General features: G+C 71.0%; 22 protein-coding genes and 2 tRNA genes. 11 read left to right on the forward strand and 13 right to left on the reverse strand.

The window, feature by feature from the left end; translation table 11 throughout:
• Nucleotides 1–3 precede the first annotated feature (3 nt).
• Nucleotides 4–669 carry a TetR/AcrR family transcriptional regulator gene (locus tag D0Z08_RS06380; protein WP_182481192.1) on the reverse strand — a complete coding sequence of 222 codons (666 nt, stop codon included), beginning with the start codon at nt 667–669 and terminating at the stop codon, nt 4–6.
• A 54-nt stretch (nt 670–723) separates the two neighbouring features.
• Here D0Z08_RS06380 and D0Z08_RS06385 point away from each other — a divergent pair, with 54 nt between their 5' ends.
• Nucleotides 724–2,505, forward strand: coding sequence for a hypothetical protein (locus D0Z08_RS06385; protein WP_118923815.1), 1,782 nt, complete (start codon nt 724–726; stop codon nt 2,503–2,505).
• Between the two features lie 62 nt (nt 2,506–2,567).
• On the opposite strand, the gene D0Z08_RS06390 is transcribed toward D0Z08_RS06385, so the two are convergent.
• The 6 genes from D0Z08_RS06390 to D0Z08_RS06415 all read right to left on the reverse strand — a co-directional run bounded on the left by D0Z08_RS06390 (nt 2,568) and on the right by D0Z08_RS06415 (nt 8,513).
• Nucleotides 2,568–2,640, reverse strand: a tRNA-Glu gene (locus D0Z08_RS06390).
• Nucleotides 2,641–2,744: 104 nt separating this feature from the next.
• Nucleotides 2,745–2,816 (reverse strand) — tRNA-Gln (locus D0Z08_RS06395).
• A gap of 67 nt (nt 2,817–2,883) precedes the next feature.
• Nucleotides 2,884–3,858, reverse strand: a complete 975-nt coding sequence (locus D0Z08_RS06400) for a CPBP family intramembrane glutamic endopeptidase (protein ID WP_245993711.1) — start codon at nt 3,856–3,858, stop codon at nt 2,884–2,886.
• Nucleotides 3,845–5,308 (reverse strand): glutamate--tRNA ligase, encoded by a 1,464-nt coding sequence (gene gltX / locus D0Z08_RS06405; protein ID WP_118923817.1) that lies wholly within the window; start codon nt 5,306–5,308, stop codon nt 3,845–3,847. Before gltX ends, D0Z08_RS06400 begins: the two co-directional genes overlap by 14 nt.
• Nucleotides 5,305–6,114 carry a fumarylacetoacetate hydrolase family protein gene (locus D0Z08_RS06410; RefSeq protein ID WP_118923819.1) on the reverse strand — a complete coding sequence of 270 codons (810 nt, stop codon included), beginning with the start codon at nt 6,112–6,114 and terminating at the stop codon, nt 5,305–5,307. The genes gltX and D0Z08_RS06410 overlap by 4 nt, the downstream gene beginning before the upstream one ends.
• A gap of 38 nt (nt 6,115–6,152) precedes the next feature.
• Nucleotides 6,153–8,513: a CARDB domain-containing protein gene (locus D0Z08_RS06415; RefSeq protein WP_118923821.1), complete on the reverse strand. Its 2,361-nt coding sequence runs from the start codon at nt 8,511–8,513 to the stop codon at nt 6,153–6,155.
• A gap of 180 nt (nt 8,514–8,693) precedes the next feature.
• On the opposite strand from D0Z08_RS06415, the gene D0Z08_RS06420 reads away from it, so the two are divergent.
• Nucleotides 8,694–9,530 carry a 3-methyladenine DNA glycosylase gene (locus D0Z08_RS06420; RefSeq protein ID WP_118923823.1) on the forward strand — a complete coding sequence of 279 codons (837 nt, stop codon included), beginning with the start codon at nt 8,694–8,696 and terminating at the stop codon, nt 9,528–9,530.
• A 12-nt stretch (nt 9,531–9,542) separates the two neighbouring features.
• Here D0Z08_RS06420 and D0Z08_RS06425 read toward each other — a convergent pair whose 3' ends face one another.
• Nucleotides 9,543–10,181 (reverse strand): AmiS/UreI family transporter, encoded by a 639-nt coding sequence (locus D0Z08_RS06425; protein ID WP_118923825.1) that lies wholly within the window; start codon nt 10,179–10,181, stop codon nt 9,543–9,545.
• 13 nt (nt 10,182–10,194) lie between these two features.
• The gene (locus D0Z08_RS06430) at nt 10,195–11,415 is read right to left on the reverse strand and encodes an acyl-CoA dehydrogenase family protein (RefSeq protein WP_118923827.1); all 1,221 of its coding nucleotides are present in this window, start codon (nt 11,413–11,415) and stop codon (nt 10,195–10,197) included.
• Between the two features lie 179 nt (nt 11,416–11,594).
• Between D0Z08_RS06430 and D0Z08_RS06435 the strand changes: the two genes are divergently transcribed.
• Complete coding sequence (locus D0Z08_RS06435; protein ID WP_118923829.1) at nt 11,595–13,103, forward strand: flavin-containing monooxygenase; 1,509 nt, start codon at nt 11,595–11,597, stop codon at nt 13,101–13,103.
• Between the two features lie 32 nt (nt 13,104–13,135).
• On the opposite strand, the gene zwf is transcribed toward D0Z08_RS06435, so the two are convergent.
• On the reverse strand, nt 13,136–14,575 hold the full coding sequence (gene zwf / locus D0Z08_RS06440) for a glucose-6-phosphate dehydrogenase (RefSeq protein WP_245993713.1): 1,440 nt from the start codon (nt 14,573–14,575) through the stop codon (nt 13,136–13,138).
• 117 nt (nt 14,576–14,692) lie between these two features.
• On the opposite strand from zwf, the gene D0Z08_RS31965 reads away from it, so the two are divergent.
• The 3 genes from D0Z08_RS31965 to D0Z08_RS06455 are packed head-to-tail and all read left to right on the forward strand — an operon-like array spanning nt 14,693 to nt 16,821.
• Entirely contained in the window at nt 14,693–15,469 is a 777-nt protein-coding gene (locus D0Z08_RS31965) for a hypothetical protein (protein WP_182481193.1), read from the forward strand.
• 28 nt (nt 15,470–15,497) lie between these two features.
• Nucleotides 15,498–16,016 carry an RNA polymerase sigma factor gene (locus D0Z08_RS06450; RefSeq protein ID WP_245993715.1) on the forward strand — a complete coding sequence of 173 codons (519 nt, stop codon included), beginning with the start codon at nt 15,498–15,500 and terminating at the stop codon, nt 16,014–16,016.
• The gene (locus tag D0Z08_RS06455; protein WP_118923831.1) at nt 16,009–16,821 is read left to right on the forward strand and encodes a hypothetical protein; all 813 of its coding nucleotides are present in this window, start codon (nt 16,009–16,011) and stop codon (nt 16,819–16,821) included. Before D0Z08_RS06450 ends, D0Z08_RS06455 begins: the two co-directional genes overlap by 8 nt.
• On the opposite strand, the gene D0Z08_RS06460 is transcribed toward D0Z08_RS06455, so the two are convergent.
• Nucleotides 16,805–17,305 (reverse strand): TetR family transcriptional regulator, encoded by a 501-nt coding sequence (locus D0Z08_RS06460; protein ID WP_118923833.1) that lies wholly within the window; start codon nt 17,303–17,305, stop codon nt 16,805–16,807. The genes D0Z08_RS06455 and D0Z08_RS06460 overlap by 17 nt on opposite strands.
• 82 nt (nt 17,306–17,387) lie before the next feature.
• Between D0Z08_RS06460 and bioB the strand changes: the two genes are divergently transcribed.
• The 4 genes from bioB to bioD are packed head-to-tail and all read left to right on the forward strand — an operon-like array spanning nt 17,388 to nt 21,554.
• Nucleotides 17,388–18,458, forward strand: coding sequence for a biotin synthase BioB (gene bioB / locus D0Z08_RS06465; protein ID WP_118923835.1), 1,071 nt, complete (start codon nt 17,388–17,390; stop codon nt 18,456–18,458).
• Complete coding sequence (locus tag D0Z08_RS06470) at nt 18,455–19,747, forward strand: adenosylmethionine--8-amino-7-oxononanoate transaminase (RefSeq protein WP_118923837.1); 1,293 nt, start codon at nt 18,455–18,457, stop codon at nt 19,745–19,747. Before bioB ends, D0Z08_RS06470 begins: the two co-directional genes overlap by 4 nt.
• On the forward strand, nt 19,744–20,862 hold the full coding sequence (locus D0Z08_RS06475) for an 8-amino-7-oxononanoate synthase (RefSeq protein ID WP_118923839.1): 1,119 nt from the start codon (nt 19,744–19,746) through the stop codon (nt 20,860–20,862). Before D0Z08_RS06470 ends, D0Z08_RS06475 begins: the two co-directional genes overlap by 4 nt.
• Nucleotides 20,859–21,554: a dethiobiotin synthase gene (gene bioD, locus D0Z08_RS06480; RefSeq protein ID WP_220454081.1), complete on the forward strand. Its 696-nt coding sequence runs from the start codon at nt 20,859–20,861 to the stop codon at nt 21,552–21,554. Before D0Z08_RS06475 ends, bioD begins: the two co-directional genes overlap by 4 nt.
• A gap of 21 nt (nt 21,555–21,575) precedes the next feature.
• Here the strand turns inward: bioD and D0Z08_RS06485 are convergent, their stop codons facing one another.
• Both D0Z08_RS06485 and D0Z08_RS06490 read right to left on the reverse strand, forming a co-directional pair.
• Nucleotides 21,576–23,009, reverse strand: coding sequence for an amidase (locus tag D0Z08_RS06485; RefSeq protein WP_118923841.1), 1,434 nt, complete (start codon nt 23,007–23,009; stop codon nt 21,576–21,578).
• 22 nt (nt 23,010–23,031) lie between these two features.
• Complete coding sequence (locus D0Z08_RS06490; RefSeq protein WP_118924155.1) at nt 23,032–23,586, reverse strand: NAD(P)H-dependent oxidoreductase; 555 nt, start codon at nt 23,584–23,586, stop codon at nt 23,032–23,034.
• 93 nt (nt 23,587–23,679) lie between these two features.
• On the opposite strand from D0Z08_RS06490, the gene D0Z08_RS06495 reads away from it, so the two are divergent.
• Nucleotides 23,680–24,273 (forward strand): TetR/AcrR family transcriptional regulator, encoded by a 594-nt coding sequence (locus D0Z08_RS06495; protein ID WP_118923843.1) that lies wholly within the window; start codon nt 23,680–23,682, stop codon nt 24,271–24,273.
• The last annotated feature ends 88 nt before the right edge of the window (nt 24,274–24,361 follow it).

Here is a 24,361-nt window from a genome sequence, read left to right on the forward strand (position 1 = left end):
CGTCTACGCGCCGCCCACGTCGGGAACGTCCGCCTCCAGCAGGGCGGAAGTGACAGCGCCCAGGGTCTCCGCCAGCTCGGGCAGCGACCTCGCGCCGCGCGTTTCCACGTGGTGTGCCAGGAGGGTCTCGATGCCGCCGACGAGGGCACGCACGGCCGATTCGCTCACCTCGCACGGCCCAGCGTTTCCTCGTCGGCCGGTCCGTACCATGTCGCGGATCATCATGACCGCGCCGTCGCGGATGACCTGCTGGTGCGCGTGCGCGACGTCGCCGGCCTCGGGAGCGCGGATCAGCGATGTCCGCGCGAAGGCGGGGTCGTCGGCCAGCCCCTGGCACAGGGCGCGGAAGCCGGCCATCCGCCGCGCGTCGTTCTCGGTCTCGGCGGCGACCGCAGCCTCGATCTCGTGGGCGATCCGGGTGATGCCGAGGTCGAGCGCGGCGAGGAAGCAGGCGGACTTGTCGGGGAACAGCTCGTAGAAGGTGCTCCTCGAGATCCCGGCCGCGCGCAGGACGTGCTGCACCGACGTGGCCGCGTACCCGCGGTCGGCGACCTCGGCCGTCATCGCGTCGAGCAACCGGCGTCGCTGCGATGCCCGTACGACGTCGCGGCCGAGGCGGTGCGGCCCACGCGGGAGCTGGGAGAGCGGTTCTGCCTCTTGCGCCGCCATGCCCCTCATCCTAGTGTGACGAACAACCGTGTTCGTCACTCCTGGGGTCTCACCATGACGCAAGCCGAACGAAGCGCTCTCGGACTGTTCCGCCTCGTCGTCCTGGTGGCCGCCCTGGCCGCTGCCGGCGCCGGCGCCATCCACTTCCTCGCGGTCGACGCGCACCGGTCACATGCCCTGATGGCCGTGTTCTTCGTGGCGACCGCGCTCGCCCAGATCGGCTGGGCTGCCGCGCTGCTGGTCGCGCCGAGCCGGCCGATCCTGCTGGCCGGCATCGCCGGCAACGCAGCGGTCATCGGCACCTGGGTGCTCTCGCGCACCACCGGCCTCCCGTTCGTCCCCGGAGCCGAACATGCCGAGCCGCTCGGCGTCCGCGACGTCGTGGCCACCCTCCTCGAGGGCACCGCGGTCGGTGCCGCCGGCCTCGCCGTACTGCTTCCTGCGAGCGCCGCTGCGGTCGCGCTCCCGGCCGGGCGTCGCGCCGTGGCGGTGACCGCCGCCGCCGTCCTGGCGGTGACCGGCTCGGCCGCGCTCGCCGGCCCCGGCCACGTGCACGGGGCGGAAGCCCACGCGCACGGGGACAAGGGCCACCACGCCGAAGACCGCCACGGACACAAGGCGGGACGCGACCACCAGCACGGTCACGAGCCCGGTGGCGGCGCGCGTCACCAGCACGGGGACGGGACGGGCCACGGGCACGGCGACGGGACCGGCCACGGAGATGCGGCGGGCGACCACGGCACCGGGAACCACGATCACGACGACGGGACCGGTCACACCGGGAACCACAGCGACCACAACGGCGATAACGACAACCACGGCGACAGTCACGGGGACCACGGCGACAACCACGGCGACCAGCACGGCGACCACGACAACCACGCCGTCCCCGACGACTTCCCCGACCCCGAGTTCTGGGGTGAGAAGACGACGATGCGCGTCGGACCGTTCCTGCTTCCGCCCAGCAGGATGGGCGGCGAGGCGCACCTCAACCGCCCCGGCATCATCCCGAGCCAGCCGTGCCGCAACTGCTACATCACCGGCATCGAGCCGCGGCTGGTGTACGGCGACGGCAGCCCGGCCGACCTCGGCAACGGGGCGATGCTGCACCACACGGTGCTGATGGACACCGGCCGCAACGACCCCACCTGCGAGCGGTTCAACGGTGTCGGCCTCCTCGGCCGCCGCATCTTCGCCGCGGGCAACGAGCGCACGCCGATCTCCCTGCCGCGGGGCTACGGGTTCCAGACCTCCGGCGCGCCCCTGGCCTACATCGCCGAGATCATGAACCACAGCAACCGGTTCAAGACGGTCTATCTCGAGGCCGACATCTACCACGTGCCGGCGTCCCGGCCCGGCATGAAGCCGGTGGTCCCGATCTGGCTCGACGTCGCCAACTGCGGCCTGTCCGAGTACGACGTCCCGTCCGGTCGCTCGACCGAGACCTGGGGCTGGCCCTCGAAGTTCACCGGTCGCGTGGTCGCGGCCGGCGGCCACGTGCACGCGGGCGGCGTCGGTATCGTCCTCCGCAACGCCGCGACCGGCCGGCGGATGTGCACGTCGGAGGCGGCGTACGGCACCTCCGGCGCGTTCGAGGGCCAGGTCACCGACATGTCGACCTGCAGCTGGGACAGCCTCGGCGCCGTGCGCAGAGGGCAGCAGCTCGAGATCAGCAGCATCTACGACACGTCGCAGCCGCTGCAGCGCATCATGGGCATCCTGATGCTCGCGCTCTACGAGACCGACGACCTGAGGGGAGCCTCACCGCCTCCCGCGTGGATGAGACGCGACCCGGACACCGTGCCACCCGACTCCGGGCACCAGCACGACCACTGAGCAGACGAGACAAGACCGAAGGGCCCTGACCCAGCTTGCGCTGGGCCAGGGCCCTTCGTTCGTACCCCCGACCGGATTTGAACCGGCGTTACCGCCGTGAGAGGGCGACGTCCTAGGCCGCTAGACGACGGGGGCAACATGTTGTCCGGCCTTGCGGCCTCGCAACGAAAGAGAACTTTAGCGAGCGCCTGCATTCAGGGCCAAATCGGCCCTTCTGCCTGCGCTTGCGGCTGTTCTCGCTGGTCTACTAGGACTCGAACCTAGACTAACTGGACCAGAACCAGTCGTGCTGCCAATTACACCATAGACCACTGTTGTGCTGCTGTTCGGCTCCCCAGAATTCCACACTTCCAGGAGTCCGGGAGCCGACGAGAAACCTTACACGCGGGGTCGTTTCCCTTCCAAAACGCCCACCGCCACGACGCTGTCCGTCGTGGTCTCGAGGGAGCGCCGACGGGCCACCCAGGCCACCAGCGCGAGGTAGCCCAAGGACTGCACGAGGGTGCCCGGCAGCAGCCACCAGGTGCCGGCGACCGGCGCGAGCGCCTCGCTGATGTCGCCGAAGGCGAGGGCCAGGCCGAAGAACACCCAGTTGTTGAGCAGGTGCATCGCGATGCCGGCCTCGAGCCCGCCGGTCAGGATCACCAGCGTCCCGGCGACCAGACCGAACAGGAACCGATCGATGAAGACGGGCGGGTCCTGGACGCCGTGCGCGAGCGCGAACAGCAGCGCAGGTACCACGACCGCGACCGCCGTACCGACGCGACCCGACACCACGCCTCCGACGGCCTGCGTCAGGTAGCCGCGGAAGGCGTACTCCTCCCCCGCCGCCTGCAGCGGGATCAGCAGCAGCACGATCAGCGCGAACGCGATCGTGCGGTCGGTGACCTCGTTGACCGAGCCCTCGACCGAGGCGCCGCCGTGCTCGGGGAGCACCAGCGCCAGCAGCACCGAACCCAGCAGCGCGAGCGTGGCGAGGCCCAGGCACGTGACCAGCCACCGCCAGCGGAGTCGCCCGACGACGGACATGATCCAGCCGCCGGGGAGGTCGTGCGCGAGCCGCGTCGTCGCGATCACGATCGGTACGGCGGCCGCCAGGCTCAGGCACACCATCACCAGCCCGACCGGCGTCAGAGGGTCGATGCTGAGCTCGCCGTACGGCTCGCCCGCGCTGTTGTAGCCGCCGGTGAGCAGCAGCGGCACCACGACCAGCAGCGCGACGACCATCCCCAGCGTGCCGAGCAGTGCGCGGACCGCGCCGAACCGGCCGAGCCGGTGCAGCTGGTGGTAGCGCAGGTCTTGGCGGGGCGGGGCCGGCGCGCCGCCGGCGGCCGTGCGGTCAGGCGAGGGCACGCTGCAGGCGCCCGAGGCTGCGGTCGCGACCGAGCAGCTCCATCGACTCGAACAGCGGCGGCGAGATCCGGCGACCGGTCACGGCGACCCGCACGGCTCCGAACGCCAGCCGCGGCTTGAGGCCGAGGCCGTCGACCAGCGCCGCCTGCAAGGCGCTCTGGATCGCGTCGGTGGACCAGGGATGGAGATCGTCCAGCGCGTCGTACGCCGCCTTCACCACGCCCTTGCCGGCGTCGTCCAGCAGCTTCTCGGCGTCGGCCGCGTCGACGGTGAAGCTCGCCTCGTCGACGAAGAGGAAGCCGAGCATCGCCGACGCCTCGGTCAGCTTGTTGATCCGCTCCGCGACCAGCGGCATCGCCAGCTCGAGCAGCTGCGCGTCGGCGTCGTGCACCGGGTCGCCCACGACGCCGTCGGCCTTGAGGAACGGCAGCGCGCGGTGGGTGATCTCCTCGACCGACAGCAGCCGCAGCTGCGCGGCGTTGATCGCCTCGGCCTTCTTGAGGTCGAAGCGGGCCGGGTTGGGGTTGACGTCGCCGATGTCGAACGCCTCGACCATCTCCGCGAGCGAGAAGACGTCGCGGTCGGCCGCGATCGACCACCCGAGCAGGGCGAGGTAGTTGAGCAGCCCTTCCGGCAGGAAGCCGCCGTCCCGGTAGGCCAGTGCGTGTGCCTCCGGGTCGCGCTTCGACAGCTTCTTGTTGCCCTCGCCCATGACGTACGGCAGGTGGCCGAAGCGTGGCGTGGAGTCGGTGATCCCGAGGTCGATGAGGGCGTCGTAGAGCGCGATCTGGCGCGGCGTCGACGACAGCAGGTCCTCGCCGCGCAGCACGTGGGTGATCTCCATCAGCGCGTCGTCGACCGGGTTGACCAGCGTGTAGAGCGGCTCGCCGTTGGCGCGGCACAGCGCGTAGTCGGGCACGAACTGGCTCTCGAAGCTGATCTCGCCCCGCACCAGGTCGTCCCAGGTGATGGTGCCGTCGGGCATCCGGAACCGGACCACGGGCCGCCGCCCGTCCGCCTCGAACGCGGCCACCTGCTCGTCGGTCAGCTCGCGGCAGAAGCCGTCGTACCCCATCACCTTGGAGCCGGACGCCTTGCGCCGGGCGTCGACCTCCTCGTTCCTGCAGTAGCAGTCATAGGTGTACGACGACGCGCGCAGCCTGCCGAGCGCGTCGGCGTAGAGCTCGCTCCGCTCGCTCTGGCGGTACGGCGCATGCGGCCCGCCGACCTCGGGGCCCTCGTCCCAGTCGAGCCCGAGCCAGCGCATCAGCTCGATGATCGAGGTGTAGGACTCCTCGGTGTTGCGCGCGGTGTCGGTGTCCTCGATGCGGAACACGAAGGTGCCGCCGTGGTGCCGCGCGAACGCCCAGTTGAAGAGGGCAGTGCGGACCAAGCCCACGTGCGGGCTGCCGGTCGGAGACGGTGCCATCCGCACCCTGACGTTGCTCATCGCTTGTTCACCCTGTTCGTCAGTGCTCCGAGTCCTTCCACGAATACCTCCACCTCGTCGCCGGGGTGCATCGGGCCGACACCCTCGGGGGTGCCGGTGAGGATGACGTCGCCCGGCAGCAGCGTCATCGCCGCCGAGATGTAGGCGATCAGGTGGGGGATGTCCCACGTCATGTCGGCGGTCGTGCCGTCCTGGACGACGTCGCCGTTGAGGAAGGTCTGCACCCGTCTGCCGTCGATGAACGCCTGGGGGTCCAGGTCGTTCTCGATCCAGGGCCCGAGGGGGCAGAACGTGTCCATGCCCTTCGCTCGCGCCCACTGGTTGTCGGTCTTCTGCAGGTCCCGCGCCGTCACGTCGTTGGCGATCGTGTAGCCGAAGATGACGTCGGTGGCCTGCTCCGGCGGCACGTCGCGGCAGATCCGTCCGATGACGACGGCGACCTCGCCCTCATAGCTCAGGTGCGAGGTCTGCTGGGGATAGAGGATGGCGTCGTTCGGCCCGATCACGCTGGTGTTGGGCTTGAGGAAGAGCAGCGGCTCGGCCGGCTGGTCACCGCCCATCTCGGCCGCGTGCTTCGCGTAGTTCTTGCCGACGCCCACGACCTTGCTGCGCGGCAGGACCGGCGCGAGCAGCTTGACGTCGGCCAGCCGGTGCTCCTTCTCGAGGAGCCGGAGACCGACGTACATCGGGTCGCCGGCCAGCTCCACGACCACCGCGTCCTCGGCCGGCTGTCCGAACTGGTCCAGGTCGCCGGTGACGACGCCGTACGCCGGCTCGTCGCCGGTGGTGAATCTCGCGATACGCACCCGGCGAGCCTATCCGGCCCACCGGGTGCGTCGCGTCGTCAGTACCCCGGGGTCAGGCTCGAGGTGAAGGACAGGTCGATCTCGTTCTCCCAGGCGCTGAACTCGGCGGCACCGGCTCCGACGCTCACGCTCGGGCCGACCCGCCAACCGGTGTCGACGAGCTCACCCTGCTGGTCGACCTTGATGTAGATGCCGGACTTGAAGCCCGCCTCGACACCGCCGACGGTCCCGCCGCCCTTCGAGCCGGCCCAGACCGACACGTTCCCGGTGCGGAAGTCGAACTTCACGTCGACGAAGACGTCGAGCAGCGGGAGGACGTTCACCGAGAAGCCCTGCTCGATCCGCTCGCAGCTGATCTTGACGGTGGTCGGTCCCAGGTTCGCCCGCAGGTTCATCGCCTTGAGGGCGCCCTCGCACTTACCGGGCGACTCGACGTCGGGGTCAGCCGGCGGGTTGAGGATCTCCTCGGGAAGCGGCTCGACACAGTGGTCCCGGTGGAGCTGCACGCTGTGCGTCCACTGCTGGGCCTGCTGCACCAGCCCGGCGTACAGGGCCCGCTCCTGCGAGTCGATGTGGTTCAGCACCAACTGGTGCGCAGCCTCGTCGATCAGGTTGGCCGCGATGCCGGTCATCAGCTTCGACTCGACCTCGAACAGGTGGTTGGCCAGGTTCTGGGCCTGCGCGATCAGCACCCGCCACTCGCTGTGCTCCCGGACGAGCGCAGGGCGGCAGGTCTTGTTGATCTCGATCTCGAAGCAGTTCGGCACGCTGGAGCCCACGCATGCGTCGCGTGCGTCATCGTTCAGCTCGCCGTAGGTGTACTCGACCTCGCCGGTGCCGCCGCCCCAGAACTCCTCACGGTGCTCGACCAGCACGTCGATCTTGTCTTCGAACGCGTCCCGCGCAGCGACGACCTCGGCCAGGTCGCCTGTCGAGTAGAGCAGGCTGATCAGCGAGTCGCGTCGTTCGATCTCGGCACGGGTGCGCAGCTCGTCGGTCTGCCGCAGATGCTCGGTGAGCTCGTCGTACTCCGCGTTGTTGTCCGTGATCTCGCCCTGGAAGGCGGCCGCGATGCCGTCGTACACGTCGTGCATGTCGACGGCCTGGCTCGGCGTCTCGGCGATCGGCAGCTGCCGCAGCGGCACCGCCTCTCCGCGGGTGTAGTCGATCTCGGGGTCGGGGCGGACCGGGTCCTCCGTCGGCGGGGTCTTCGGGACCTCCTCGTCCGAGCGCTGCCGGGTGCGGCGGATGTAGCGCTTGGCGATCGCGTCCTGGCCCTTGCAGGCGGCGACCGTGGCCAGCCCGGCGTCGGCCTCGGAGAGCAGCGGAGCGAGCTGCTTGGCGCTGGCGAAGAGCCTCTGCGCAGCGTCGTACCGACCGGTCATCACGAGCGCCTGACCGCGAATGACGGCGGCTGTCGCCTCGTGCGGGATGCCGAGCGCCGGTCGCAGGAAGTCACGACCGATCGCCGCGTCGAGGAACGCGATCGCCTCGTTGGGCAGGCTGACCGAGGTGGCCAGCGCGGCGGCGTTGACCAGATGGGTGCCCCGCCCGGGCTGGAGTCGGTGGGCCTCCAGCAGGGCGGCGAGGGCGAGGCCGGGCGAACCGGCTGTGAGCGCCGTGGCCGCCAGCTCCTGGGCCTTCTCGGGGGTGCTGGCCTGGCCCGATGACCTCAGCTGGGCGAGCCCTCCGGGAGCCTTCTGCTCGAGGAACTGCCGCACGCTGGTCACCGCGGCAGCCAGGGTGAACCGCTTCACCGGGTAGCTGGCGGTGCAGAAGATCTTGACGAACTGGAGGGACGAGTTCTCGTTGGCCGGCCACCGGTAGGTGTCGGCGAACGTCTGGACCACGAGATCGTCGCTGCCAGGCGCCTCGGTGACCTTCAGACGTGTCGCCGCGGCGGTGCAGTTGTTGGCCTCCTCCGACTCGCGGACCGTGCCGTAGTCGTCTGCGCAGACCAGGACCCGGTAGTCACCCGCCGGGATGCCGGCCGGGACGGTGAAGGCGGTCGCGCCGATCGAGCGCCGGGCTCCGGGGGCGATGGCCCGTACGGTCGCCCTGCCGACGAGGCGGAGGTCGGTCAGTGCGGTCCGCGGGTTGGTACGGCTCCGGCGCCGCTCCTCGAGGCTCGCGGGGACGTTGGTCGTGAGGTAGACGCGCGTCCGGGACTCGCCCGCCCTGCGGCTGCCACGGTTGTGGACGACGTGAGTGACGGTGACCTTGCCGCCTTCGACGACGGCGGTCTTGTCGACGGTCGCTCGGGCGACGCGGAGGTCGGGCCGGCCGACGGCCTCCGCCGGGGTGGGGGTGAGCGCCAGCAGGGTGCCGGCGAGGGCGGTGACGATGCCGAGGGCGACGGCCGCGCGGTGGCGCGACAGTACGGCGGCTGGGGGGTTCATCGGTGGGATCTCCAGGGGTGACGGGACTCGGCCGGCCCGCCACCGAGTCGGGCACCGTGGAGGAGACAACCACAGGACGGGGGTCGCCACACCTGATTTCCTGCGGTCACGCTCAGCCTTGCTCAACGTTTCATCCCTGGGAACGAGCGGCTTGACAGCGGCCTTCTAGGCTTGTCCGTCGTGGACACGGTGGTGGAGCAGGTGCTGACGCAGGAGGAGTGGGACGCGCGCGCCGACGCGCACGCCGCTCGCGTCGACCGCTTCCTGGCGCCGCACCTGGAACGCCGCGCCGCGGGCGTGAAGCACCCCGTCTTCGACTTCCTGTTCACCTACTACTCGTTCCGGCCGTCGCAGCTGCGGCGCTGGACGCCGGGGTTCGGACAGGACCCAGCGGTGACCGCCGACTACGTCGCCGAGCGAGTGCCTCTCATCCGCTCGCTGCACCGGCTGCTGACGGCGACCGCCGGCCGCACCGGCAACTTCGGCTGCTTCGGGCTGCACGAGTGGGCGATGGTCTACCGGCTGGCCGAGGACGAGACCCGGCACGCGGACTGGCCGCTCCGCCTCGGCGCGACCGGCACCGACGCCGTCGTCGAGGAGCACCGGATCGCCTGCTCGCACTTCGACGCCTACCGGTTCTTCACCACGCCGGCCCGCCCGCTCAACACCCTCTCCCCCGGGCGCGACGACCGGCCATCGTACGAGCAGCCGGCCTGCCTTCACGCCGGCATGGACCTCTACAAGCACGCGTTCCGGCTGTCGCCGATGGTGTCGTCGGACCTCGTCGCCGACTGCTTCGAGCTGGCGTGGGACATCCGGGTGATGGACATGCGGGCTGCGCCGTACGACCTCGCCGACCTCGGCTTCGCGCCCGTGCGCATCGAGACGCCGGAGGGCAAGGCCGAGTACGTCGCCGCCCAGCGGTTGTTCGCCGAGCGCGGTGCGCCACTGCGTCGGCGGCTGATCGAGGAGTGCGAGCGGCTGCTGCGCGCGCCCGATCACGCGGCCCCGCGGTGATCGGCCCGTAGGTCAGGCCGACACGGGCATCCGCACCTCGGCCGGGGTCGCCGGCACGGCGGGCGCGGGGACGGGCTTGCGCAGTGCGACCGCGACGAAGACGGCGGCCGAGGCGACGATCGTGGCCAGGATGTGCCTGGTCGTCACTCGATCCCACTCCCCCAGCAGGATCACGAAGCCGGGCACGGTGCAGGTGGTGAACGATTGGATCAGGGTGAGCGACCCGGCGGCGGCCGTCAGCCGGGTGGCACCGAGCGCGAGCACCACCCAGAACACCGTCCACAGCACCGCCCACTGCAGCCACAGCAGCCCGGTCGGGGTGTCGTCGAAGCGGACGATGTTGGTGATCCCGAAGCCGGTGGCGACGACCGCTACCCAGAGGGAGTACCAGCCGAGCCCGCTGGCGTCGTACCCCTTGAGGTTGCCGATGCCGACGTAGAGGTAGGTGAACCCGAACAGGAAGATCCCGGCCGCGCCGAGGATCTCGTCCGGGGTGGTCGCGTGGCTGACCAGCCAGAACGGGATCGCCGTCTGGAGAGCACCGACGAACAGGTTGAAGACCCCGGCGCTCTTGGGGTCCACCCTCCCGAGGAAGAGCAGGCCGTTGACGAACAGCACCGCGCCGACGAAGAGCAGTCCGACCGCAGACATCAGCAGACCCCGATCAGAAGTAGGCGTTCGCGGGGAACGCGGTGCCGTTGACGATGTTGTCGCCGATCGCCGACGCCTTGAGGAAGGTGGGGTTGTGCGTGGAGATCGTCCGCACGTTCCGCCAGTGCCGGTCGAGGTTGTAGACGGACTGCGTCGCCGAGGCTCCGCCGACGTCGAAGAGCCTGGCCGCGGTGGCGTAGGAGAACCGGTCGATCGCGACCTTCGCCTCGGCCGCCGCGAACTGGGCTGCTTCCGCGGCGTCGGCAGTCGGTACGCCGTCGACGACCGAGTCGGTCGCGACCTGGATGAGCTCTGCGGCCCTCAGCACGATCGCCTCCGCAGCGAACGCGTCGGCGGCGATCTCGCCGACCACCTGCAGCACCTGCGGGTCGTGCGCCGGCGACTGCGGGTTGTTGGCGTGGCTGAAGCTCCGCGCCCGCCGGAAGACCAGCGCCGCGGCGTCGTTCCGCACGCTCCGCAGCACCCCCGCGGTGACCGCCTGCAGGTAGAGCTGGAGGAACGCACCCTGGTAGCCCGGCGGCTGCTCACCGTCCGGGTCGCCGAGGTCGAAGAACTCGTCCGGCTCGACGCGGACGTCGTCGAGCTGCGTCGTACCGGTGCCGGTCAGCCGCTGACCGAAGCCGTCCCAGTCGTCGAGGATGGACACCCCGGTGCGGTCGACCGGGATCACGACGCCGGCGATCCGGTTGTCCGGCGCGGCCGCCCACACCTGGGTGTAGTCGGAGTAGATGCTGCCGGTGGAGTAGAACTTCGTGCCGTTGAGCCGGTAACCGCCGTCGGGCTCGGGCGTCAGCGCGGTCTCGAACGAGAGGCCGACCGGCCGCTTGCTCTGCTCGCTGAAGGCGTTGCCCACGATCTTGTTGGCGTTGAGGAGCGCGATCCCCCGCGCCCGCGCCTCCGGGTCGGCGGTCTGCAGCTGCTGCTCGACGAACCAGTAGTGGGTGCGCAGGATGTGCGCCGCGTTGGAGTCGGCCTCGGCGAGGTCGATGAGCACGGCGAAGAACTCACGCACGCTCAGCCCGGCGCCGCCCTCCGCGATCGGCACCCGGAGCCGACCCAGGCCGGCCTCCTTGATCCAGCCGATGACCTCGTACGGCGCGATCCGCTCGCGCTCGCGTTCCTCGGCACCGGCGGCGATCCGCTCGAGCAGCGCGGTGAAGGCGGATGTCCCCGGCCTGACGACATCGGTGGCGGGGTAGGTCTGGACGCTCATGGGCGGTCTCCTGGGTCTCTGGGCTTTATAGGTTTAACTCGACTGACTTTATAGACTTTCAATGCCGAGGCCAGCGCGCCGCGTCACATCCGGCGATCGGTTCGGCCGATCACGGCATCGACGTGAACTTGCGACCACGGTCGGATCCGGCCGACGGCAGAACGTCCTACGCTCGCCCCATGACTCACGTTCACGACGCGGTGATCGTCGGCGCCGGGTTCGGCGGCATGGGAGCGGCCATCCAGCTGCGCCGGATGGGTTACGACGACCTGCTCATCCTCGAGCGCGAGGACGACCTCGGCGGCACCTGGCACGTCAACCGCTACCCCGGTCTGGCGGTCGACATCCCGTCGGCTACGTACTCCTACTCCTTCGAGCCGAACCCGCACTGGTCACGGCTGTTCGCGCCCGGACCGGAGCTCAAGGCCTACGCGACCCACGTCGCCGACAAGTACGACGTCCGCAAGCACATGCGCTTCGGCATCGTCGTCGAGGGCGCCCGGTGGGACGAGGACGCATCCGTCTGGGAGGTCACCCTCGCGGACGGCAGCACGGAGCGGGGCCGCTACCTGCTGACGGCGACCGGGTTCCTCTCCCAGCCGCGGATGCCCGACATCGCCGGCATCGACGAGTTCGCCGGCGAGGTCATCCACACGACCCGCTGGGACGACGACGTCGAGCTCGAGGGCAAGCGGATCGGCATCATCGGCACCGGTGCGACCGCCGTCCAGCTGATCCCGAAGCTCGCGAAGGTGGCCGGCCACCTGACCGTCTACCAACGCACGCCCATCTACGTCAGCCCCAAGATGGACGGCAACGTGCCCGGACCGGTGCGCTCCGCCTTCGCCAAGGTCCCGCTCACCCAGAAGGCCGCCCGCCTGGCCGGGACCTCGATCCTCGAGGTGATGATGGTCGCCGGCGTGCTGCACTACAAGAACATGCCGTGGGCCAACGCCATCGGCAAGGCGGCCTGCGAGCGGCACCTCAAGCGCCAGATCAAGGACCCCGAGCTCCGGGCCAAGCTGACGCCCGACTACGACTTCGGCTGCAAGCGGCCGACGTTCTCCAACAGCTACTACCCGACGTTCACCAAGCCGCACGTCGACCTCGAGACCACCACGATCGACCACGTCGACGAGACCGGGATCATCACCGCCGACGGCCGGCGAGCGGACCTCGACGTACTGGTCCTGGCCACCGGCTTCAACCTGTGGGACGAGAACTTCCCGGCGATCCAGGTGATCGGCCGCGAAGGCCGCGACCTCGGCAGGTGGTGGCGGGACAACCGGTTCTGCGCCTACGAGGGCATCACCGTCCCGAAGTTCCCGAACTTCCTGTCGCTCAACAGTCCGTACTCCTACTCAGGCCTGTCCTACTTCACGACCATCGAGACCCAGATGGCCCACATGGAGCGACTGTTCACCGCCCTGCACGAGAAGGACGCGGACGTGTTCGAGGTGACCGAGAAGGCCAACCAGGAGTTCCTCGACCGGATGACCGGCCTGCTCGGCAACTCGGTCTTCAACGCCGGCAGCTGCGCGACCGCGCGCAGCTACTACTTCAACCAGCACGGCGAGGCGGTGCTGCTGCGCCCGACGTCGACGCTCAGCGCGCACCGCGAGGCGGTGCGGTTCCCCATCGACGACTACGAGTTCAGTACGACGAGACAGCCCGTCGCCGCTGGTTGAGGTGCGACGAGCGCAGCGAGGAGCCTCGAAACCTAGGCACCCGTCGCGTTCGGGTCGCGCCAGACCCGCTCGAACGGCAGTCGCCAGGCGTACGGCGCGATCAGCTGGTGGATCGCGTTCGGGCCCCAGCTGCCCTGGCGGTACGGCCGCACGGGCGGCGGGTTCTCCAGCAGCTGCGCCGAGACCTCCCACAGCCGCTCGATGCCCTCGGCGGACGTGAAGAGGGTCTGGTCGCCACGGGCAGCGTCGTAGATCAGCCGCTCGTAGGCCTCGAGGACCGAGCCTGCCCAGGTCGTGTCGCCCATCGCGAACTGCATCGACAGCTTGTCCAGCCGCATCCCCGGGCCGGGCCGCTTGCCGTAGAACGACAGCGACATCTTCGCCTTGTCGGCCAGGTCGAAGGTGAGGTGGTCGGGTCCGTGGTCACCCACGCCCGAGTGCTTCGGGAACATCGAGCGCGGCGGCTCCTTGAACGCGATCGAGATGATCCGCGCGCCCTCCGCCATCCGCTTGCCGGTGCGCAGGTAGAACGGCACGCCGGCCCAGCGCCAGTTGTCGATGTAGCACTTGAGCGCGATGAACGTCTCGGTCTCCGAGTCGTGCGGGACGCCCTCGATGTCGCGGTAGCCCTGGTACTGCCCGCGGACGACATCAGCCGGATCGATCGGCAACAGCGACCGGAAGACCTTGTTCTTCTCCTCGTTGATCGCGTCCGGCGACAACGAGGTCGGCGGCTCGAGCGCGATGAAGGCGAGCACCTGGAACAGGTGCGTCACGACCATGTCCTTGTAGGCACCGGTCGACTCGTAGAACGTCGCCCGCTGGTCGAGGCCGAGCTCCTCGGGGATGTCGATCTGGATGTGGTCGATGTTGTTGCGGTGCCAGATCGGCTCGAAGAGGCCGTTGGCGAACCGGAACGCGAGGATGTTCTGGGCCGCCTCCTTCCCGAGGAAGTGGTCGATCCGGTAGATCTGCGACTCGTCGAAGACCCGGTGCAGCTTGCCGTTGAGCTCCTTCGCGCTCTTAAGGTCGACCCCGAACGGCTTCTCCATGATGATCCGGCTGCCCGCGGCCAGGTCGGCCTCCTGCAGTGTCGCCACGACGGCCAGCGCCGCCTTGGGCGGCACGCTCAGGTAGTGCAACCTGGTGCGTTCGCCCTCCGAGGCCGCCTCGGCCTTCTCGACCGCGGACCGCAGCCCGGCGGGGCCCTCCGCCCCCGGCGCCCAGTGCAGCCGCTTCGCGAACTCCGGCCAGGCGTCCAGGTCGCCGTCGTTGCCGGAGAACTCCTTCACCGCCTCGTGCGCGAAGTCGACGAACGACTCCTCCGTGTGGTCGTCGAGCGACGTGCCGATGATCTGCAGGTCGGGGATCAGCTCGGTCTCGAAGAGGTGGAGGAGGCCCGGCAGCAGCTTGCGCCGCGAGAGGTCACCCGTGGCCCCGAACAACACCACTGTCACGGGTTTCATCGCCATGTCGTCCACAGTGCCTCCCAGATGTTTCCAGGACCTTAACGTCATCGAACCAGCGACCCCAGGGTAAAGATTCGACCGCGCCGGGAACCCGACGCCGCGTTCGGACCTCGTTGGTGCATGCAACGAAACATCACCCTCCGGACGTCGGTCGCCCTCGCTGCGGTGACCGCCCTCCTGGGCGCCTGCTCCGAGAGCGGCGCCGACAGTGTCGACAAGGCGGACGAGAGTCCGTCCTCCGCCAGTGCGACCGAGGAGAGCTCGGTCCCCACCGACGACAGCTCCGCCCCCACCGACGACGTCGACCTCCCCGACGGTGTGCTCGCGCTCCCGGAGCGCGAGCCGGGCGAGTCGTCCGTCAGTCTCCCCGGCGGCCGCTACCACGTCCCGCTCAACGACACGCTCGCGTTCGAGGTCGACGTGCCGGCCGACAGCACCGCCCACGACGACGGCCTGTTCATCGCCACCGAGGACTTCGTCGTCAAGACCGAGGTCGCCGGCGACGCGTACGGCGTCCCGCGTCACCCCTGCACCGACCAGACCATCGAACCGGCCGGCTCCACCGTCGAGGACCTGCTCGGCGCGATCGCCGACCTGCCGGTCTACGAGACGACGCCGCCCGAGGCCGTCGAGCTCGGAGGCGCGGACGGCGCCTACATCGAGGCCCGGATCCCGCGCCGCTACGACGCCTCGCAGTGCGGCGGCGACGCGCTCCAGCTGCCCGGCAACCCCGACACTGCCGTCAGCGGTCCGCCCCCCTACATCGGCCGCTGGTGGATCCTCGACGTCGACGGACAGCGCGTCGTCGTCCAGCAGAACTGCTGGGGCTGTCGCGCCGACCAGTTCGACCGCGGCCCCCGCACGCCCCAGAGCATCACCTTCACACCGACCTCGTGATGCGGGACGGTTGACGGAGGTGACGGAGGTGACGGACGTGGTGATGGACGGCGGCCGCGAGGTTGACGACCTCAACGCGCTGTACGCCGCGTCGTACCGCCGGCTCGTCGTCCAGATGTACGCGATCTGCGGCGACCTCGCCGACGCGGAGGACGCAGTGCAGGAGGCCTTCATCACCGCCATCCGGAAGCGCCGAACGCTTCGCTCGGTCAACAACCCCGAGGCCTGGATCCGGACAGTGGCCCTCCGGCGGCTGCACCGAGGCTGGCGCCACCTCGCCGTCGTACGCCGTCACCAGGCCCTGGACCGCGAACCCGAGCCCGCCGTCGAGGTGGGCCCGGAGCACGTCGCGCTGGTCACGGCGCTGAGCCTCCTCGACCCCAGCCAGCGGGAGGTAGTGGTCCTCCACCATCTCGCCGACCTCTCGGTCGCCGAGATCGCCGAGGACCTGGGCGTCCCGATCGGCACCGTGAAGTCGCGACTGAGCAGGGGGCGGGAACGGCTGGGCGAGCTGTTGACGGAGAGGGAGGAGCCGAGCCATGGCTGACTGGGAGAAGCTCAGGGAGCTGACCTACCAGGTCGCGCCGCCGGACCTGGCGTCACTGGCGCGGACCGCACGCCGCCGGCAACGCCGTGCCCGGGCGTTCGGCGTGCTCGCCGCGCTGGTCCTGGTCGGCGGCGGCATCGGCGTCGCGGCGGTCGGCGACACCGACCGCGACACCCTCCAGCCCGCAGAGGATCCCACCCCGACGATCACCGACACCCCCGAGGACGCGCTGCCCCTGCCGGGGCGCCCGCCGGGCGCGGACCAGGTCTCCGTCGACGCCGGCCGCTACCGGATCCCGCTCAGCGACACCCTCGCCTTCGAGGTCGACCTGCCCGACGAGACCTCCGCCCATGACGACGGCTTGTTCCTCGCCACCGAGGACTTCGTCGTCAAGACCGAGGTCGCCGGCGACGCGTACGGCGTCCCGCGTCACCCCTGCACCGACCAGACCATCGACCCCGCCGGCCCCACCGTCGACGACCTGGTCCAGGCGATCAGCAATCTGCCGCTCTACCAGACGACCCCGCCCGAGCCCGTCGTCCTCGGCGGGGCCGAAGGCATGTACGTCGAGGCTCGGATCCCGCGCAGCTATGACGCCTCGAAGTGCGAGGGCGACGCGGTCCAGCTGCCCGGCAACCGCGAAACCGCCGTCAGCGGACCGCCCCCCTACATCGGCCGCTGGTGGATCCTCGACGTCGAGGGCCAGCGCGTCGTCGTCCAGCAGAACTGCTGGGGCTGCCGTCCCGACCAGTTCGACCGCGCCCCGCAGACGCCCCAGAGCATCACCTTCACGCCGACGTCGTGAGCCGCTGACGTAGCCCGTCGAGGAGCAGCCCGAGGCCCAGCGCGAAGTCGTCGGCGTCGTCGTCCTCGTGGGAGAGCACGAACCGCACCAGGCTGCGCGCGCCGACGCGCGCGAGCCGGTCATCCGCACCGCCCCGCTCGAGCGCCGAGCGCAGGGGACGCTCGAGCGCCTCGGCGTCCGACCGGTGCACCTGAGCGATCAGCGCGGCACCGTCCCGATGGCGGCGCATCGCGTCGCGCAGCTCCACGCAGAGCAGGTGCAGCTCCGCATCCCAGGCGACGATCTCCGCCGGCCGTCGTCCGCGCCGCAGGATCTCGTCGGCGACCGCCGCTAGCAGGGCGGCCTTGTTGTCGAAGTGGTGGTAGAGCGCACCGGCCTGCACACCGAGGTCGGCAGCCAGCCTGCGCATGGAAAGCGCCTCGAGACCGGTCTCGTCGAGCACGCCGATCGCGCGCTCGACGACGTCCGAACGGTGGTAGCCCATGTGACACCTCCTGCCCGACCGTCTATGGTGCTTACCTGAACAGTGTTCAACTAGGGTTCAACGTACCGTGTCTAGGAGTGCCATGAGCGCGCAGTTCGACCAGATCGCCACCCGCATCCTCGAGGGCGGCCCCGACTGTGGAGCCACCGAGGCCGACGCGCTCGCCGTACTCCAGGCCGACGACGCCGACCTGATGGCCGTCGTCGCCGCCGCGAGCCGGCTGCGGCGGGAGCACTTCGGCAACACGGTCAAGGTCAACTACCTGGTCAACCTCAAGTCCGGCCTGTGCCCCGAGAACTGCAACTACTGCAGCCAGGCGCTGGGCTCGCAGGCGCCGATCCTCAAGTACTCCTGGCTGTCGAAGGACGAGACCCTCAAGCAGGCCGGCGCCGGCCTCGCCGGTGGCGCGACCCGGGTCTGCATGGTGTCCTCCGGTCGCGGGCCGTCCGACCGCGACATCGACAAGGTCACCGAGATGACCGAGGCCCTCAAGGACGAGTACCCGGACGTCGAGGTCTGTGCCTGCCTCGGCCTGCTCAAGGACGGCCAGGCGGAGAAGCTCAAGGCCGCCGGCGTCGACGCCTACAACCACAACATCAACACCGCCGAGTCGCACCACGACACGATCGTGCAGACGCACACGTACGACGACCGCGTCGACACCATCGGCAAGGCCAAGACGGCCGGGCTCTCCCCCTGCTCCGGCCTGATCGCCGGCCTCGGTGAGTCCGACGAGCAGCTGGTCGAGGCGCTGTTCGCGCTCAAGGCGCTCGACTCCGACTCGATCCCGGTGAACTTCCTGATGCCGTTCGACGGCACCCCGTTCGAGAACACCTGGGAGCTCTCCCCCAGCCGCTGCGTGAAGATCCTCGCGATGGCGCGCTTCGTGTGCCCCGACAAGGAGGTCCGCATCGCCGGCGGACGGGAGATGCACCTCCGGTCACTGCAGGCGCTGGCGCTGCAGGTGGCCAACTCGCTCTTCCTCGGCGACTACCTCACCTCCGAGGGCCAGGACGCGAAGGCCGACATCGAGATGATCCGCGACAACGGCTTCGTGATCCTCGGCGCCGAGGACGCGTTCACGACCGACGAGACCCGTGACCCCGCGATCCGCCACCGCGGCGCCGGCACCGAGGTCGCAGCGAACGCATGAAGCCGGGGGCGACCCTCGACGAGGGAGCTCTGCTCGCGTACGACCGCGAGCACCTCTGGCATCCCTACACCTCGATGACCGCGCCGACGCCGGTGCGGCTGGTGACCGGTGCGGCCGGCTGCGAGCTCGAGCTGGCCGACGGCACGCGTCTCGTCGACGGGATGTCGTCGTGGTGGGCCGCGATCCACGGCTACCGGAACCCGGTGCTCGACGCCGCGCTGGCCGAGCAGGCGGGCCAGTTCGCGCACGTGATGTTCGGCGGGCTGACCCACGCTCCGGCGATCCGGCTGGCTGAACGGCTGGTCGAGATCACCCCCGAGGGCCTCGACCACGTGTTCCTCGCTGACAGCGGCTCGGTCTCGGTCGAGGTCGCGATCAAGATGGTGCTCCAGCACCAGCGCGGCATCGGCCGTCCGGAGCGCACCCGGCTGCTGACCGTCCAGGGCGGCTACCACGGCGACACGTTCGGCTGCATGAGCGTGTGCGACCCGGTGGGCGGGATGCACTCGATGTTCGCCGGCGTCCTCCCCCAGCACGTCTTCGCCGACCGTCCCCCTGCGCTGGACGACGGCGTCGCGGCGTGGGCGGACGGCGTACGACGCCTCGCCGCGACCCACGCACACGAGCTCGCCGGCATCATCGTCGAGCCGCTGCTCCAGGGCGCCGGCGGGATGCACGCCTACCCCGTGGCGTGCCTGCAGGTCCTCCGCGAGATCGCGGACGAGCACGACCTGGTCCTTGTCTTCGACGAGATCGCCACCGGCTTCGGCCGCACCGGCGCCCTGTTCGCGGCCGATGCCGCCGGCGTCACCCCGGACGTGATGTGCCTGGGCAAGGCGCTGACCGGCGGCTACCTCACCCTGGCGGCCGTGCTGTGCACCGGCGAGGTCGCCCGCGGGCTGTCGGCGTCCGAGAGCGGCGTCCTCATGCACGGCCCGACCTACATGGGCAACCCGCTCGCCTGCGCCATCGCGCTCGCGAGCATCGACCTCCTCCTCGCCGGCGACTGGCAGGACCGGGTCCGCCACCTCAACCAGCGGCTCACGACCGGCCTGGCGCCGTTGCGTGGCCACCCGAACGTGGTCGACGTACGGACGATCGGCGCGGTCGGCGTCGTCCAGCTCGACCACCCGGTCGACGTCGTCGCCGCGACCGACGCCGCGGTGGCCGCGGGCGTGTGGCTGCGTCCCTTCCGGGACCTGATCTACACGATGCCGCCGTACGTCATCAGCGACGACGAGCTCGACCGCCTGCTCGGCGGCATCACCGCGGCGGTGAAGGCAGGATGAGCTGGAGCGAGTGGCTGGCCGCGGAAGCGGCCGCGCGTGAGGCGGCCGGCCTCACCCGCCGCCTGAACCCGCGAGCAGCGGACGATCCCACGGTCGACCTCGCCGGCAACGACTATCTCGGGCTCGCCCGACACCCGGACGTGCGTCAGGCCGCGGCGGACGCCGCGCTCACCTGGGGCGGCGGCGCCGGCGCCTCGCGACTCGTGACCGGCACGCTGGCCCTGCACGCCGAGCTCGAGCACGAGCTCGCCGACTACCTCGGGCAGCCGTCGGCCCTGGTCCTCTCCTCCGGCTACGCCGCCAACCTCGCCGTGGTCACCGCGCTGGCCGACCGGACGGCGCACGTCATCTCCGACGCCCACATCCACGCCTCGCTGGTCGACGCGGCCCGGCTGTCGCGGGCCCGGCTCACCGTGGTGCCGCACAGCGAGGTCGACGCGGTGCGGACCGCACTGGAGTCGGGCGACGGCGACCGCACCCTGGTGCTCGCCGAGTCCGTCTACTCGGTCCTCGGCGACGCGGCTCCGCTGACGGAGCTGGCCGAGCTGTGCGCGTCGTACGACGCCCTGCTCGTGGTCGACGAGGCGCACGGCCTCGGGGTGCACGGCCCCGGCCTGGTCACCCGGCTCGGGCTCGCCGGACACCCCCACGTCGTCGTCACCGCGACCCTCTCCAAGTCGCTCGGCAGCCAGGGTGGCGCGGTCCTCGGACCGCCGGCGCTCCGCGAGCACCTGGTCAACCGGGCGCGGCCGTTCATCTTCGACACCGCCCTCGCGCCCGCGTCGACCGCCGCCGCCCTGGCCGCGCTTCGCGTCCTGCGCGCGCAGCCCGGGCTGTCCGACCTGGTCCGCGACCGGGTGCGGACGCTGGCCGACGCGCTCGGTGTGGTCACGCCGGACGGTGCGGTGCTCTCCATCCCGATGCCGTCGCCACGGGCGGCTGTCGCCGCCCAGGCCGCGGCCCTCGCCGAGGGCATCCGGGTGGGCTGCTTCCGGCCTCCCTCGGTGCCCGACGGCATCTCGCGGCTGCGCGCCACCGCGAGCGCAGGCATCGCCGAGGCGGACTGGGAGCGTGCGGTCGACGTCCTCGTGACCGTCGCGAAGGAGCACCAGTGACGCTCCGCCGCGTGGTCGTCGTGTCGGGCACGAACACCGGCGTGGGCAAGACGATCGCGACCGCCGCCCTCGCCGCGACGGCCACGGGGGACGTGGTGGTCGTGAAGCCGGTGCAGACCGGCGTCGCCGTCGACCCCTACCGCGACGCGGAGGTCGTGGCACGGCTGACCGGGCGCGCCGTCGAGGAGTACGCCGCGCTCGACGACCCGCTCGCACCCGACACCGCCGCGCGTCGGCAGGGCGTGGAGATCCCACCGGTGTCGGACTACGTCGCGCGGATCCTAGCCCTCGCCGCCCAGCACGGGACCGTGGTCGTCGAGGGCGCCGGCGGGCTGCTGGTTCGGCTCGACACCGACGGCGGAACGCTGCTCGACCTGGCGACCGGGCTCGCCGAGACCCTGCCCGCCGACATCCGGCTCGAGGTCGTCGTCGTCTGCTCGGCCGGCCTCGGCACGCTCAACCACACCGAGCTCACCGTCGGCGCGCTCCGCGCGCGCGGGCTGGAGCCGGCCGGGCTCGTCATCGGGTCCTGGCCGGTCGAGCCCGGTCTCGCGGAGACGTGCAACCTCGACGACCTGCCGCGAGTGACCGGGCTCCCCGTGCTCGCCGTACTCCCTGAAGGCGCAGGCGCTCTCGCCCTGGAGGAGTTCCTCGCTGAGGCGCCCGGCTGGTTCGCCCACGCGCCGATTTGACCCGCCACGGATCGCCAGGGGTCACCAGAGAGGCGGACGGCGGTCGTGCCACGGCGCGGCCGCCTCGACCTGGGCGGCGAGCGACAGCAGCGTCTCCTCCTCGGCCGGTCGCCCGGCGAGCATGACGCCGACCGGGAGTCCGTCGGCCGTCCAGTGCAGCGGCAGCGAGATGGCCGGCATGCCCGTGACGTTCCAGGCCGAGGTCCACGGCGTGAACCGCTTCTGCGCCTCGAAGTCCGCGGCCGGATCGGCGTCGTCGCGGATCGCACCGACCGGCAGCGGCGGGGTGGCGAGGGTCGGCGTCAGCACGGCGTCGTACGGCGCCAGCGCGATCAACGCGGCGGCGGCGTACTGCCGGAGCCGGCCGATGGCCAGCCCGAACTCGGGGCCGCTGACCGCCTCGCCCCGCTCCCCCAGCCAGCGGGTGAGCGGGCGGAGCAGCGCGCGCCGCTCGGGCGGGAGCGGCGTCACCGACAACGCTGTGAGGACCGCCCAGCACGTCTCGAAGGTGCCCACCGCCTCGGACGGGAGCGGCACGGCCATGTCCTCGATGCTGTGGCCGAGACCGGCGAGCAGCCGCGAGGCTTCGTCGTAGGCCTGCCGGCTCTCGGCGCTCACCTCGACGTCGGCGATCACCGGCTGGACGAACCGGGCGATGCGCAGCCGGCCCGGCTCGCGCCGGGTGGCGTCGAGGAACGTGCCGGTCGGCTCGGGCGTCCAGTACGGATCGCTCGCCCGGCGCCCCGCGAGCACGTCGAGCAGGGCGGCGGCGTCGCCGACGGTCCGCGCGATCGAGCCCGACGTGGCGAGGCCGACGGGGTCGCCGTACAGGGGGAAGCCGCTGATCCGGCCACGGGTCGGCTTCAGCCCGACCAGGCCGCAGCACGATGCCGGGATCCGGATCGAGCCGCCGCCGTCGGAGCCCTGGGCGACGGACACGAGGCCGGCCGCGACCGCGGCGGCCGCCCCGCCCGAGGATCCGCCGGCCATCCGGGTCGTGTCCCAGGGAGTCACCGCAGGAGGCCGGCCCTCAGGCTCGGTGTAGCAGGGCGACCCGAACTCCGGCGTGCTCGTCTTGCCCACGCTCACCAGCCCGGCCGCCTCGATCGCGAGCGTGACCGCGTCGGACACTTCCGGCACGTAGCCGGCGAACGCCGGTGAGCCGAACTCCGTCGGGACGCCAGCCGTCAGGTTGAGGTCCTTGATCGCGGTCGGTACGCCGGCCAGCGGCGACGCGCCGTCCCCGACCGGCCCGACGGCCGCCACCTCGCGGGCGCGGCGGCGGGCGGAGTCCGGGTCCAGGAACGCGAACGCGCCGGCCACGAAGTCCCCTGCTTCACGGCCGGCGCGTTCGATTCGTTCCAGGTAGTGGTCGGTCAGCTCGACGGCGCTGATCCCGCCCGATCGGACCAGTTCACCCTGCTCGAGGGCGCTGAGTTCGTGCAGCTCTGCCACACGCCCAACGTAGCGGCAGCGATCAGGCCGCGACCGTGGCGGCGTCGTACGACGCGAGGTCGGTCACCGCGGCCAGGAACTTCTCGACGGTCTCGGCGTCGGCGGACGGGTCGGCGCCCCAGGCGTAGGCGTGCGAGAGCGTGATGTCGTCGACGACGGCAGCACCGGCCACGCGCGCGGACTTGCGGGTGTCGTCGTGGGCCCACTGGCCGCCGTACTGGCCGACGGCGGTGCCGACGACGGCGAGCGGCTTGTCCTTGATGGCGCCCTCGCCGAACGGGCGGGAGGCCCAGTCGATGGCGTTGTTGAGGACGGCGGGCATGGTGCCGTTGTACTCGGGCGTCACGACGAGGAGCCGGTCGGCCGCGGCGACCTGCGCGCGGAGCCGGACGACGGCCTCCGGCGCCTGCTCGCCGTCGATGTCCTCGTTGTAGAACGGGAGCTCGCCGAGCCCGTCGGCGATGTCGACGGTCACGCCGGCGGGGGCCTGCGCCCGGATCGCCTCGGCGATCTTGCGGTTGTGGGAGTCGGCGCGGAGGCTGCCGACGAGGACGAGAACGCGGGTGGTGTCAGTCATGCTGTCGAAACGGACCACAGTCCGCTTCTATTCCGCCGGATCCGAAAATTCTCGCGCGTCCTGTCGGTCGATCGTCCTAGAGTGACGACCGCCATGTCCAAGCCGCTCCCCCTGCTCACGTCCCCCGCTCCCGAGCGCCGCGACGCGGCCCGCAACCGTGAGGCGCTGATGACGGCCGCCACCGCCCTGGTCGAGGAGGTCGGGGTCCGCGGGGTGACGATGGACGCGCTGGCCTGCCGGGCCGGGGTCGGCAAGGGCACCGTCTTTCGCCGGTTCGGCAGCCGCGAGGGACTGATGGGCGCCGTCCTCAACCACTCCGAGACGGAGTGGCAGGCGGCCGTGATGAGCGGCCCGCCGCCCCTGGGCCCGGGTGCGCCGCCGTTCGAGCGGCTACTGGCGTTCGGCGAGTCCCGGATGCTGCTCAACCTGCGGCACGCGGAGCTGATCGAGGCGGCCGGCAACCCCGGCGCACGCAGCGTCGGGGCCCTCTCGTTCACGACGATGCACGTGCGTTACCTGCTGAGCGAGCTCCAGGTCGAGGGCGACCTCTCCTACCTCGCCACGGCCCTCGTCGCGCCGCTGGAGATCATCGTGCTGCGCGAGCAGGTCGACCGCGCCCACGTGCCGATGGGCCGACTCGTCGCCGGTTGGTCGGATTTGGCTCGCAGAGTGGTAGGTGTGACGTAGCGTCGCGCCGTGCGCCTCGGACACCACCGGTCTGCCCGGCTGACCCTTCCCCTCACGTTCCAGCCGCGGGCCGGCCTCCTCGAGGCGA

Source organism: Nocardioides immobilis, from assembly GCF_003515065.1.
GTDB classification, from domain to species: domain Bacteria; phylum Actinomycetota; class Actinomycetes; order Propionibacteriales; family Nocardioidaceae; genus Nocardioides; species Nocardioides immobilis.